A 13,137-nucleotide genomic window follows, 5' to 3' on the forward strand; every position below is an offset into this window, starting at 1 on the left:
CGGGCGCATGAAAGTCAGCCATGTCAGCGAAGCCGACCACGATATCGTCACCGCCGCGGTCGCGGCGGCCGAGACGCACACAAGCGGCGAGATCGTCACCGTCGTTGCCGGCAAATCCAACGACTATGACGATGTCGCGCTAGTCTGGGCGAGCATCATCGCCTTTCTCGCGATGTCGATCGTCGCGCTTTTTCCCGAATTCTACCGCGGCCTGTACGACCGGTTGACCGGCGGCTGGGGACATGAGCTGACGGCCAATCAATGGCTTGGAACGGTGATTGCGATCGGCGTCGTCAAATGGATCGGCATGTGGCTGATTCTGCTCTGGCGGCCGCTGCGCATGGCGCTTACCCCGCGCAGCATCAAGGCCGAGCGCGTGCGCGCCCGCGCGATCGACCTGTTCAAAGTCGGAACCGAGGGCAAGACCGTGGGCCGCACCGGCGTTCTCCTCTACCTCAGCCTTAAGGAGCATCGCGCCGATATCGTCGCCGACGAGGCGATCGCCGCCAAGGTATCCGCCGATGTCTGGGGCGACGCGATGGCTGCGCTGATCGAACGCGTACGCGCAGGAGAGCCGGGTCAAGGCATGGCCGAAGCGGTGCGCCAGATGGGCATCGTGCTTGCCGCGCATTTCCCGCGCGGTAGCGAAAATCCGAACGAATTGCCGGACCGGCTCATCGAATTATAGTCCTTCGTCGTTGCGAGCGGTGAAGCCGCGTGGCAATCCAGCGCAGCGCAAACCGGCCTGGATTGCGTCGCTCCGCTCGCAATGACGATAGGATAAGATATGCCCCTCCCCTTACCCGACGCCCCCATCGAAACGCGGTGGGAAGGCCGCTTCATCACGGTCAAGCAGCAGGGCACGTGGGAATATGTCTCGCGCTCGCGCGGCATTCACGCTGCGGTGATTCTCGCGATCGACGAGGCCGACGATGGCCGCCATGTCATCCTTGTCGAACAATATCGCGTCCCGCTGAAGGTTCGGTGCATCGAATTGCCCGCAGGGCTGGTTGGCGACGATGGGATCGCGGAAGTTGCAGAAGTTGCCGCGCAGCGTGAGCTGGAGGAAGAGACGGGGTATCAAGCTACCCGTTGGCGTACCGTCGGCGAATTCTACAGCTCGCCGGGAATGGTCAGCGAAAGCTTCACCCTGCTGGTCGCAACCGGCCTGACGAAGATCGGCGAAGGCGGCGGGGTCGATGGCGAGGATATCATCGTCCACCGCGTACCGCTGGATAGCATCGCCGATTTCGTGGCGGCGAAACGTGCCGAGGGATGCGGGATCGATGTCCGCGTGGCGATGCTGTTGGCGGGTGGATTGTTGGCCGGATAGTGGATTTCGAGCGGAAGCTGTCGTCTCTCTCGTCGTCACCCCGGACTTGATCCGGGGTCACGCTTGATACCGAAGGTAGCGCGTGCGTCAAAAAAGCGGGATCCCGGGTCAAGCCCGGGATGACGGAAGTGGGTGACTGAACGTCGGCCCCACCCCAAAGCCGATATTCTCGTCAGATCCGGTAACTAGCGCGCGCCGAAGCGCCAGCGGAGTAGTGGGCGCGCCAGCAGGAGGCCGGCGAGGAAGCCGCCGACATGCGCCCAGATCGCGACCGCGCCGAACCCGCCGCCGCCCGTAAAACCGATAAGCAGCTGAAGCCCGATCCACGCCGCGGCGAGCCAGAGCGCGCGCACCCAATGGCCGGGAATCGGGCCGATCGCAGAAGCCTTTGACCGGCTGAAGATCAGCGCGAAGACGGCGATCAGCGCCGAGATGGCGCCGCTTGCACCGATCATCGGCACCGCCGATGCCGGATCGGCGAGATATTGGGCAAGCGCGCCGCCATAGGCGCCGACAAGCAGCAGTACCGCCATCGCTTTCGATCCCAACGGCGCCTCTAGCTGGCGGCCGATGAAAAGCAGCACCAGCATGTTGAAGGCGATGTGCAACACGCCGCCATGCAGGAAGGCCGACGACAGCGGCGTCAGCACAAAGGGAACCATCGTCCCCGGCGGCAGGATCAGTTCGGAACCGAAACGCGCGGGGATGAACCCCGCGCGCACGATCGCGTCGATCTGGAAGCCGGTGATCCAGAGGAGCACGAAGACGACGACGCAGACGAGCGCATAGCCCGTGACCAGCGGCGCGTCCTGAGGCTTCATCCTCGCAGCGCCCGTCAGATGAATTCGATCTTGGTCACCAGATAATATTTGTCGCCCGCAGGCACGGTGACTTCGACCTCGTCGTCGACGCGACGACCGATGAGCGCACGGCCGAGCGGCGAATTATAGCTGATCTTGCCGTCCTTGGCGTCGGCTTCGGCCTGCCCGACGATTTGATAGCGGACGGGCTTGTCATCCTCGTCAGCGAGCGTGACGGTGGCACCGAACACGATGCGGTCGCCCGACAGCGTCGTCGGGTCGATCACCTGCGCGCGCGAAAGCTTGTCCTCGAGATCGCCGATCGTCGCTTCAACCTGACCCTGGCGTTCCTTCGCGGCGTGATATTCGGCATTTTCCGAAAGGTCGCCATGCGCGCGTGCTTCCTCGATCGCATCGACGATCAACGGTCGCTCGGCTTTGAGGATCGCGAGTTGCGCGTTCAGCTTCTCATAGCCTTCTGCCAGCATCGGCACCTTTTCAACGCTTGCCATTATCCTGTTGTCCTTCGTCAATAATCCAGCGCCAGCGAAACTTCGCCGGGCGGCTGCGCCGCTGTTCCGTCAATGTCGGGGAGTTGGAGCGGTGCCTTCAATAATAGTCCTGAAGCGGCTTCACTTCAAGAGAGTGCGCGCGAAGCGCCCCGATCGCCTGCGTCGACGCGTCACTTGCCGCAGCCGTCGTGTAATAGGCGATGTCCGCCGCGAGCGCCGACGCGCGGATCGACTGCGAATCCTGCAACGATTGCCAACCCTCGGTCGTGTTGAAGATCAGTTGGACGTCGCCGTCCTTGATCCTGTCGACGATATGCGGACGACCTTCGGCAACCTTGTTGACGCGCTCGACCTCGATGCCCTGCCCCGCCAGAAAATCGGCGGTGCCGCCGGTCGCGACGACCTTCCAGCCCCAGTCGGTCAGTTGCTTCACCGCGCCGAGAATGCGCGGCTTGTCGCTGTCCTTGACCGACACGAAGACACGGCCCGTCGTCGGCAGGCGGTCGCCCGCGCCGAGCTGCGCCTTGGCAAAGGCGAGGTTGAAATTGCGGTCGATTCCCATGACTTCGCCGGTGGACTTCATTTCGGGCGACAGCACCGGATCGGTGCCCGGGAAGCGCGCGAAGGGGAACACCGCTTCCTTCACCGCGACATGCGCGATGTCGCGGTTGATCTTGGGAAGGTAGGCAAGCTTCTCGCCCGCCATCACACGCGCCGCGATCTTGGCGATCGGCGAACCGACGGCCTTTGCGACGAAGGGCACGGTACGGCTGGCGCGCGGATTGACCTCGATCAGATAGACCTCGTCATCCTTCACCGCGAACTGGATGTTCATGAGGCCGCGGACCTCTAGCGCGCGCGCGAGCGCTTCGGTCTGTCGTTCGATTTCGGCGATGATTTCGGCCGACAGGCTGTACGGCGGGATCGAGCAGGCGCTGTCGCCCGAATGGACCCCGGCTTCCTCGATATGCTGGAGCACGCCCGCAACGACGACGTCGGTCCCGTCGCACAAGGCATCGACATCGACCTCGATCGCGTCGCGCAGATAGCGGTCGATCAGCACCGGCGAGTCGCCCGACACCTGTACCGCGGTCTCGATATAATTTTCGAGCTGCGCCTGATCGTCGACGATCTCCATCGCGCGGCCGCCGAGCACATAGGAGGGACGCGTGAGCACCGGGTAACCGATGCGCGCCGCAACCGCGACGGCTTCCTCGCGGCTGCGCGCGATGCCATTCTCGGGCTGTTTCAGGCCAAGCTTGTTGACGAGTGCCGCAAAGCGCTCGCGGTCTTCGGCTAGGTCGATCGCATCGGGCGAGGTACCGAGGATCGGGATACCCGCTTCGGCGAGCGCCTGCGCAAGCTTCAGTGGGGTCTGCCCGCCGAACTGCACGATCACCCCGACGAGCTCGCCCTTCGACATTTCGACGTGCAGGATTTCGAGCACATCTTCGGCGGTCAGCGGCTCGAAATAGAGGCGGTCCGACGTGTCATAGTCGGTCGACACCGTCTCCGGGTTGCAGTTGATCATGATTGTTTCATAACCCGCTTCCTCAAGCGCGAAGCAGGCGTGGCAGCAGCAATAATCGAACTCGATTCCCTGCCCGATCCGGTTCGGGCCGCCGCCGAGGATAACGACCTTCTTCCGATCGCTCGGGTTCGCCTCATTCTCGGGCTCGCCAAAGGTCGGCGCTTCGTAGGTAGAATAGAGATAGGGCGTCTGTGCCTGAAATTCGGCGGCACAGGTGTCGATCGTCTTGAACACCGGGCGGACGCCCAGCTTGTGGCGCAGCGCGCGCACTTCGGCCTCGGTCACGCCGCCGGTCATCGCCTTTACCGCTTCGTGGATCAGGCCCGAACCCCGCGCGGTCGCGCGCTTCGATCCGGGGCGCAGATTCGCCGACTGAAGCGCAAGATAGGCGAGACGCTTGTCCGAGAAGCCCATGGCTTTCAGCTTGCGAAGCCCCTCGGCGTCGCGCGGCAGGCCGTTTTCGCAAACATCCTGTTCGGCCGCAACAATCTCGGCGATGCGTTCGAGGAACCACATGTCGTAACCCGCGACGCGGTTGATCTCGGTGAGCGGCAATCCCTCGCGGATCGCCTGCGCGGTATTGAGCAGCCGGTCGGGGGTGCGCTTCGCGAGTTCGCTGCGAAGCTGGTCGTGGCTCGCGCCCTTGAGGCGATCGACGAAGTTGAAGCCGCTCAGGCCCGTCTCCAACCCGCGCAGCGCCTTTTGCAAGCTCTCGTGGATCGTTCGGCCGATCGCCATCACTTCGCCAACCGACTTCATCGCGGTCGACAGCGTCGCCTCGGCGCCCTTGAACTTTTCAAAGGCGAAGCGCGGGATTTTGGTTACGACATAGTCGATGGTCGGTTCGAACGACGCCGGGGTGACGCCCGTGATGTCGTTCATGATCTCGTCGAGCGTGTAGCCGACCGCGAGCTTCGCCGCGACCTTGGCGATCGGGAAGCCCGTCGCCTTCGACGCGAGTGCCGACGAACGCGACACGCGCGGATTCATCTCGATCACGATCAGGCGGCCGTCCTTGGGATTGACCGCGAACTGCACGTTCGAACCGCCTGTTTCGACGCCGATTTCACGCAGCACCGCGATGCTCGCGTTGCGCATGATCTGATATTCCTTGTCGGTCAGCGTCAGCGCCGGCGCGACGGTGATGCTGTCGCCGGTATGCACGCCCATCGGATCGACATTTTCGATCGAGCAGATGATGATGCAATTGTCCTTGCGGTCCCGGACAACCTCCATCTCATATTCTTTCCAGCCGAGGAGCGATTCCTCGATCAGGACCTCGGTCGTCGGCGACGCGATCAGGCCGCCGCGGACGATATGCTCGAATTCCTCACGGTTATACGCGATGCCGCCGCCGGTGCCGCCCATGGTGAAACTGGGACGGATGATCGACGGCAGGCCGGTGCGTTCGAGTACGGCGAACGCCTCTTCAAGCGTGTGCGCAATGCCCGAGCGCGCGCTTTCCAGCCCGATCTTGTCCATCGCGTCGCGGAACTTGATCCGGTCCTCGGCCTTGTCGATCGCCTCGGCATCGGCGCCGATCATCTCGACGCCATATTTCTCCAGCGTTCCGTCGTTGAACAGCGCCAGCGCGGTGTTGAGCGCGGTCTGCCCGCCCATCGTCGGCAGCACCGCATCGGGGCGCTCCTTCGCGATGATCTTCGCGACGATCTCGGGCGTGATCGGCTCCACATATGTGGCGTCCGCCAGATCGGGATCGGTCATGATCGTCGCGGGGTTGGAGTTGACGAGGACGATGCGATAGCCCTCCTCCTTCAACGCCTTGATCGCCTGCGTTCCCGAATAGTCGAACTCGCACGCCTGACCGATAACGATCGGGCCGGCGCCGATGACGAGGATGGATTGGATGTCGGTTCTTTTGGGCATTATTTTTTCGTCTCGTTCTTCGCCACAAAGACGGCTTCGACCATCTCAGCTACTTGTTTTTGATCGAATATGAGCTTGCTGGAATAGCCACAGATCTCGTTCGTGGCGTTCAGCAAAACCAGCAGGTTTTCGTTGAAAGCCTTTTGGATGTCCGCGCCGGACACCCCTCGCTTCAGCGGCACAACGATCGACGGATTTTCGATAATCTTTGTTCGATCCTGTTTCGGTGTGCAAAGACCGATCTGTTTGATCTCCATACCTTGGTCGACCCGTTCGACAAGAATTGGAGGAGGTTGGCTGGAAGCCAAAGCATTGCATAGCGGCTCACCGTCGCGACCCTGCTTACCTGCGGGGCACTCGATCACCCATTCCGGAAACTCTACCGGAATAGACATCACCTGCGCATTCGCGGCGAGTAGCGACATGATTGCCGAGACGATCACTTCAGCCCACCCACAAACTTCTCAAACAGATAGAAACTGTCCTGCGGGCCCGGGCTCGCCTCGGGGTGATATTGCACGCTGAACGCCCGCTTGCCCGTGATCGCGATGCCGCAGTTCGATCCGTCGAACAGGCTCTTGTGCGTTTCGACCACACCGGCGGGCAGCGTCGCGGCGTCGACTGCGAAGCCATGGTTCATGCTGGTGATCTCGACCACGCCATCTTCGGCGCGCTGTACCGGGTGGTTTGCGCCGCGATGGCCTTGATGCATCTTTACCGTTTTCGCGCCCGCCGCGATGCCGAGCATCTGGTGGCCGAGGCAGATGCCGAAGATCGGCACGTCGCGTTCGAGCAGACCCTGGATCACCGGCACCGCATAATCGCCCGTAGCCGCGGGATCGCCGGGACCGTTCGAGAGGAACACGCCCGCGGGCTGGTGGCTGAGCACCTCGTCGAGGGTCGCGGTTGCGGGCACCACTGTGACGCGCGCGCCGGCTTTCACGAGATTGCGGAAGATATTGTCCTTCGCGCCATAGTCGATCGCGACGACATGCGGGCGCTCGCCGCCCTCTTCGCTCGCATAGCCATGCCCCAGCGTCCACGCGCCGCCGGTCCAGTCGCCGGTGTCGGTGCGGCTGACACCCTTCGCAAGGTCCATACCCTCGAGTCCCGCCCAGCCGCGCGCTTGTCCAAGCAGTTCGTCGATATCGAACTTGCCGTCGGGGCTGTGCGCGATCACGCCGTTCGGCGCCCCCGCGTCGCGGATGCGGCGCGTCAGTGCTCGCGTGTCTATGCCGGCGAGGCCGATCACGCCCTGCTCCACCATCCATTCGGGGAGCGTCTGGACGCTGCGGAAGTTGCTGGGCTGCGTCGGCAGCTCGCGCGTGATGGCACCGAGCGCGCCGTGTACGCCGCGTTCCATATCCTCGGGGTTCGCGCCGACATTGCCGATGTGCGGGAAGGTGAAGGTGACGATCTGCCCCGCATAGCTGGGGTCGGTCAGGATTTCCTGATAGCCCGTCATCGACGTATTGAAACAAATCTCGCCCACAGCGGCGCCCGCAGCGCCATAGCCGACGCCCCACAGGATCGTGCCATCGGCAAGGACAAGGACGCCAGTCGCCCCGGAAGGCTGGTTTTTGGGCGCGGCAGAGGGGTTGGCAGGTGCCATTCAACATGCTCCGGACGGGGGGCTAAACGGCCGACCAAGTAGGAGGCAAAAAAGTGATTCACAAGCTATCGGATTAGGAAACTTCTCGCTAGAGAGGGCCTTTCCGAAATTTGCAGCGCATGGGGACACGCATGATTCGTGACGACATCAAGGCTGCGCAGGTCGCCGCGATGAAAGCCGGCGACAAGGCGCGGCTCGGCACCATCCGGCTGATGCTGGCCAAGATCAAGGACAAGGACATCGAGCTTCGCACCGGCACCGCGCCGGCCGACGACGATGTGCTCGTCACCGACGTGCTTCAGAAAATGGTGAAGCAGCGCCGCGAATCGATCACCATGTACGAACAGGGCGGCCGCCAGGAACTCGCCGACATCGAGGCGGCGGAAGTCGTCGTGATCGAGGATTTCCTGCCCGCGCAGCTTAGCGACGACGAAGCGACCGCGGCGATCAAGGCGATCGTGGTCGAACTGGGCGCCGACAGCCTCAAGGACATGGGCAAGGTCATGGCCGCCGTGAAAGACCGGCTGGGCAGCCAGTTGGACATGAGCAAGGCGAGCGGGTGGGTTAAGGCGGCGTTGAGCTAACGCGTCGGCGAACCTCGCTTTCCGTTCGTGTCGAGCGAAGTCGAGACACCCATCGCATTAGCCAAAACGCGACGGGCATCTCGACTTCGCTCGGTGCGAATGGGTAAGGAGGATGGATGGCGTTTTGGACCTACATCCTGCTTTGTGCCGACGGGCTTTGCTACACCGGTCATACGGATGATCTTGAACGCCGCATCGGTCAGCATCAAAGTGGCGCGATCGAAGGTTTCACGTCCTCTCCAGGCCCGTTCGTCTGATGTGGTCGCAAGACTTTTCGACGCGCTTCGAAGCATTGGATGCAGAACGCCGGATCAAGAAATGGTCGCGAGCGAAAAAGGAAGCCTTGATCCGTGGCGATTGGGAAACTGTGAGCCATTTCGCCAAGCCCCCTCAGGAACGCCATCCCTCTCCGTTCGCATCGAGCGAAGTCGAGATGCCGGGAGGCCATGCGCCGACGATGGGTGTCTCGACTTCGCTCGACACGAACGGATTTGGGACTGAGGGCCTTTCCTCGTGAGCCTCACCCCCCAATGGCTCGACGAACTGCGCGCCCGCATCACCCTGTCGACCCTCATCGGCCGCACCGTGAAAGTCACCCGCGCCGGCCGCGAATATAAGGCCTGCTGCCCCTTCCATAACGAAAAGACGCCCAGCTTCACGATCAATGACGAGAAGGGCTTCTACCACTGCTTCGGCTGCTCGGCGCATGGCGATGCGATCCGCTGGATGACCGATCAGCGCGGGCTGTCGTTCATGGACGCGGTCAAGGAGCTGGCCGCCGAGGCGGGCATGGACGTCCCTGCCGCCGACCCGCGCGCCGCGAAAAAGGCCGAGGAGCAGGCGAGCCTGCGCGACGTCACCCAAGGCGCCGCCGACTGGTTCACCCAGCAACTCGACAGCAGCAACGGCGCTCCGGCGCGCGAATATCTGGCGAAGCGCGGCATTTCGGACGCGACGCGCAAAGCCTTCGGCTTCGGCCTCGCGCCCGACAGCCGCAGCGCGCTGAAAGAAGCGCTCAAGAAATTCCCGACCGCGATGCTCGTCGAATCGGGAATGCTGATCGCCGTCGACGACAAGGAACCCTATGACCGGTTCCGCGGCCGGCTGATGATCCCGATCCGCGATGCGCGCGGGCGCGTGATCGCGTTCGGCGGGCGCATTTTGGGCGACGGCGAGCCCAAATATCTGAACTCGCCCGACACGCCGCTCTTCGACAAGGGGCGGACGCTCTACAATCTGGACAAGGCGAGCCCGGCGTCGCGGCAGACGAACCGGATCATCGTCGTCGAGGGCTATATGGACGTCATCGCACTCGCCGAGGCGGGGATTGCCGATGCCGTCGCGCCGCTGGGCACCGCGCTCACCGAGAATCAACTCGGGATGATCTGGCGGATGGTGCCCGTGCCCGTCCTCTGCTTCGACGGCGACAGCGCCGGCCAAAAGGCGGCGATGCGCGCCGCGATGCGCGCCCTCCCCCTGCTCCGCCCCGGCTTCAGCCTGTCCTTCGCGACGCTTCCCACCGGGCAGGATCCCGACGATATCGTCCGCGCGCGCGGCGCGGCAGGTTTCACAGAAATCCTCGAAGAGGCACAGCCGCTCGTCGAGCGGCTGTGGGCGCACGAAGTCGCGGCGGGGCCCCTTGCCACGCCCGAAGAGCGCGCGGCGCTGAAAACCCGCCTGCTCACGCACGCGGATGCTATTCAGGATGCCGACGTCCGCCACCATTATCGCGAAGCGTTCCGCGAACGGCTCGACGCGCTGTTTGCTCGAAAAATGCCGGAACGGCCGCAGCGCCAGCCATGGACGCCCAACGCGCCGCGCGACGGGTTCGGTGGAGGGGGTCGCCGCTTCGCGCCAGACCCGCGGCTGCAACCTCCGGCCGACGAGACGCGTTCCATCGGACAAGCCGGGATTTCAGCCCCTTATGTCGCGGCATTGATCGGCGGATTGCTGCGCTATCCCGAAGCGCTTCGGCGCAACGAGGAGGCGCTGACGCGCCTGCCAGTGAGCGATTCCGGCGACGCCGAATTGCTCGGCATAATGCTTGACAGCGCAATGTGCCAGGAAGGGCTTGATTGCGAGGGGTTGCTTGCCATATTGGAGCCAATGAAAGTGTATAATAGGGCGACGACATTGCTCAGAGCCGACGGAATGCACTTCTCGTTCAATCGCAGGCTGGAAAGCAATGACGAGGCCGCAGCGGCGCGGGAAACGGCGCTTCGCGACCTCGACGAATATATCGGCGTGCTGGTCACCCAGCCCGAAATCCGCGAGCGGCTGGCACAGGCCACGGCGGATTTTCAGCGCACGATGGATGACGAAGGCCTGGCGCGTCAGCAGAAACTGCGCGCCATGGACGAAGACCTGACCCGCCGCCTGGCCGCGCTGTCCGAGAGCAGCAGCCAGTAACGACCAGTAAATGCCCCTTCAGGCAGGAAGATATAGATGGCCACCAAGAACACCGAAGCCGATACCGACGCCCCGCTGATCGACCTCAACGAGGCCGACGTCAAAAAGCTGATCGCGCGCGGCAAGAAGCGCGGTTACCTGACCTATGACGAACTGAACGAGGCGCTGCCGCAGGACGAGATGTCGTCGGAGCAGATCGAGGATATCATGTCGGCGATCTCCGACATGGGCATCAACATCGTCGAGAGCGACGAGGATGTTCAGGAAGAAGCCGAGCAGGAAACCGACGACGAAGTCGATGTTTCGGCCGGCACCGGATCGGTTTCGAACCCCGCGATCGAAAAGAAGAAGGAAACGGTCGATCGCACCGACGATCCCGTTCGCATGTACCTGCGCGAGATGGGGGCGGTCGAACTGCTCAGCCGCGAAGGCGAAATCGCTATCGCGAAGCGCATCGAGGCGGGCCGCGACACGATGATCCTTGGCCTGTGCGAAAGCCCCCTGACGTTCAACGCGATTATCGACTGGTCGACCGCGCTCAACAACGGCGACATGCAGCTGCGTGAAATCGTCGACCTGGAAGCGATGCTGTCGAAGGACCCCGCGCCCGAGAATATGGACGAGGAAGGCGCCGAGGACGACGGCGAGATCAGCGAAAAGACCGCCGGCGTCTCGTTCAAGGACGAGGACGAAGTCGAGGAAGAACCGTCGGCCGACGGTGACGACGAAGACGGCGAAGGCTCGTCGGGCAAGCGCGAAAGCTTCGAGGAGGATGAGGAAGACAACACGCTCAGCCTCGCCGCGATGGAAGAGTTGCTGAAGCCCGATGCGCTCGAAAAATTCGCGAACATCACCAAGAGCTTCAAGGCTTTCCAGAAGCTGCAGGAAGCGCGCCTCGAATCGCTCTCGGGCGGCGAGGAATTCCCTGCGGCGTCGGAAAAGAAGTACCACAAGCTGCGCGAGGAACTCACCGCGCAGGTCGAAAGCGTGCAGTTCCACGGCACCAAGATCGAATATCTTGTCGACCAGCTCTACAGCTACAACCGCCGCCTGACCGCACTCGGCGGCCAGATGCTGCGCCTGGCCGAGCGCCACAAGGTGCCGCGCAAGTCGTTCCTCGACAATTATGTCGGGCGCGAGCTGGAAGAGAACTGGCTCGACGAAGTTTCGGGTCTCGACAAGAAATGGGCCGCCTTCGCCGAGAATGAAGCCGGCGCAGTCGACCGTATTCGCATCGAGATTTCGGAAATCGCGCAGGCGGCGGGCATGAGCCTCGTCGAATTCCGCCGCGTCGTGAACATGGTCCAAAAGGGCGAGCGCGAAGCGCGCATCGCCAAGAAGGAAATGGTCGAGGCGAACCTGCGTCTCGTGATCTCGATCGCCAAGAAATATACGAACCGCGGCCTGCAGTTCCTCGACCTCATCCAGGAAGGCAATATCGGCCTGATGAAGGCGGTGGACAAGTTCGAATATCGTCGCGGCTACAAGTTCAGCACCTATGCGACCTGGTGGATCCGACAGGCGATCACTCGCTCGATCGCCGACCAGGCGCGCACGATCCGCATCCCGGTCCATATGATCGAGACGATCAACAAGCTGGTGCGCTGCAGCCGCCAGTTCCTCCACGAAAGCGGCCGCGAGCCGACGCCGGAGGAAATGGCCGAGCGTCTGTCGATGCCGCTCGAAAAGGTCCGCAAGGTGATGAAGATCGCCAAGGAGCCGATTTCGCTCGAAACGCCGATCGGCGACGAGGAAGACAGCCACCTGGGCGATTTCATCGAGGACAAGAATGCGGTGATCCCGGTCGACGCCGCGGTGCAGTCGAACCTTAAGGAAACCGTTACGCGAGTCCTGGCGTCGCTGACTCCGCGTGAGGAACGTGTTCTCCGCATGCGCTTCGGCATCGGGATGAACACCGATCACACGCTCGAAGAAGTGGGCCAGCAGTTCAGCGTGACGCGCGAACGCATCCGCCAGATCGAGGCCAAGGCGCTCCGCAAGCTGAAGCATCCGTCGCGCAGCCGCAAGATGCGCAGCTTCCTCGACCAGTAAACGAATGGCCCCGCCTCGGCGGGGCCTTTTTTTTTGGACGGCAGCTATATGTCTGTGGGCCTATCGCCGCGATGTCGGCTTTGGGTTTGGTAGCGGCCCTCGCCTCTTCGTTCGCCATCGCGGAAAGCGGCGAGGCGCCGGACATCGCCTCCAGACGAGCCCGGCACTCCGCTAATCTACGCCGCGGGTTGCGCCAGATATTCCGACGACGACGGGAGCAGTCCAGGGACTCGACGGCCCAGCGATCTGTTGGCGCAACAATCGTTACCAGACTGGCCGCATCCTGGCAGCGATTGGTGGAAGCCGTTTCGATGGCAGAAATCGAACGGAATGGAGACGGATATCATGGCTAGCCTGCGCATCGCCGACGGAATAGCGCCCTGAAATGATACCAGAATGTCTGCTGGACCGCTCATT

Annotated in this window: 11 protein-coding genes; 6 read left to right on the top strand and 5 right to left on the bottom strand. The window is 62.8% G+C overall.

Translation table 11 applies throughout. The features are described from left to right. Positions 1–7: 7 nt before the first annotated feature. Together KEC45_RS13805 and KEC45_RS13810 are read left to right on the top strand one after the other, a co-directional pair. A complete protein-coding gene (locus KEC45_RS13805) occupies positions 8–688 on the top strand; it encodes a TPM domain-containing protein (protein WP_062178133.1) in 681 nt (226 codons plus the stop codon). Positions 689–787: 99 nt separating this feature from the next. After that, positions 788–1,333: an NUDIX hydrolase gene (locus KEC45_RS13810; RefSeq protein WP_062178130.1), complete on the top strand. Its 546-nt coding sequence runs from the start codon at positions 788–790 to the stop codon at positions 1,331–1,333. 185 nt (positions 1,334–1,518) lie between these two features. On the opposite strand, the gene KEC45_RS13815 is transcribed toward KEC45_RS13810, so the two are convergent. The 5 genes from KEC45_RS13815 to carA form a co-directional block, all read right to left on the bottom strand. After that, positions 1,519–2,154, bottom strand: coding sequence for a rhomboid family intramembrane serine protease (locus KEC45_RS13815; RefSeq protein ID WP_062178126.1), 636 nt, complete (start codon positions 2,152–2,154; stop codon positions 1,519–1,521). Between the two features lie 14 nt (positions 2,155–2,168). Further along, the gene (gene greA, locus KEC45_RS13820; protein ID WP_062178124.1) at positions 2,169–2,645 is read right to left on the bottom strand and encodes a transcription elongation factor GreA; all 477 of its coding nucleotides are present in this window, start codon (positions 2,643–2,645) and stop codon (positions 2,169–2,171) included. 97 nt (positions 2,646–2,742) lie between these two features. Then, entirely contained in the window at positions 2,743–6,063 is a 3,321-nt protein-coding gene (gene carB / locus KEC45_RS13825; RefSeq protein WP_252171115.1) for a carbamoyl-phosphate synthase large subunit, read from the bottom strand. Beyond that, on the bottom strand, positions 6,063–6,506 hold the full coding sequence (locus tag KEC45_RS13830; RefSeq protein WP_152682297.1) for a hypothetical protein: 444 nt from the start codon (positions 6,504–6,506) through the stop codon (positions 6,063–6,065). The genes carB and KEC45_RS13830 overlap by 1 nt, the downstream gene beginning before the upstream one ends. Beyond that, positions 6,503–7,675 (bottom strand): glutamine-hydrolyzing carbamoyl-phosphate synthase small subunit, encoded by a 1,173-nt coding sequence (carA, locus tag KEC45_RS13835; protein ID WP_062178115.1) that lies wholly within the window; start codon positions 7,673–7,675, stop codon positions 6,503–6,505. Before carA ends, KEC45_RS13830 begins: the two co-directional genes overlap by 4 nt. A gap of 131 nt (positions 7,676–7,806) precedes the next feature. Between carA and KEC45_RS13840 the strand changes: the two genes are divergently transcribed. The 4 genes from KEC45_RS13840 to rpoD all read left to right on the top strand — a co-directional run bounded on the left by KEC45_RS13840 (position 7,807) and on the right by rpoD (position 12,720). Then, positions 7,807–8,259 (top strand): GatB/YqeY domain-containing protein, encoded by a 453-nt coding sequence (locus KEC45_RS13840; protein WP_062183557.1) that lies wholly within the window; start codon positions 7,807–7,809, stop codon positions 8,257–8,259. A gap of 116 nt (positions 8,260–8,375) precedes the next feature. Next, positions 8,376–8,516 carry a GIY-YIG nuclease family protein gene (locus KEC45_RS21980; protein ID WP_368389946.1) on the top strand — a complete coding sequence of 47 codons (141 nt, stop codon included), beginning with the start codon at positions 8,376–8,378 and terminating at the stop codon, positions 8,514–8,516. 256 nt (positions 8,517–8,772) lie between these two features. After that, positions 8,773–10,668: a DNA primase gene (gene dnaG / locus KEC45_RS13850; protein WP_062178112.1), complete on the top strand. Its 1,896-nt coding sequence runs from the start codon at positions 8,773–8,775 to the stop codon at positions 10,666–10,668. A 36-nt stretch (positions 10,669–10,704) separates the two neighbouring features. Then, complete coding sequence (gene rpoD / locus KEC45_RS13855) at positions 10,705–12,720, top strand: RNA polymerase sigma factor RpoD (RefSeq protein WP_062178109.1); 2,016 nt, start codon at positions 10,705–10,707, stop codon at positions 12,718–12,720. Positions 12,721–13,137 lie beyond the last annotated feature (417 nt).

Source organism: Sphingopyxis sp. USTB-05, assembly GCF_023822045.1.
In the GTDB taxonomy this organism is placed as follows: Bacteria; Pseudomonadota; Alphaproteobacteria; order Sphingomonadales; family Sphingomonadaceae; genus Sphingopyxis.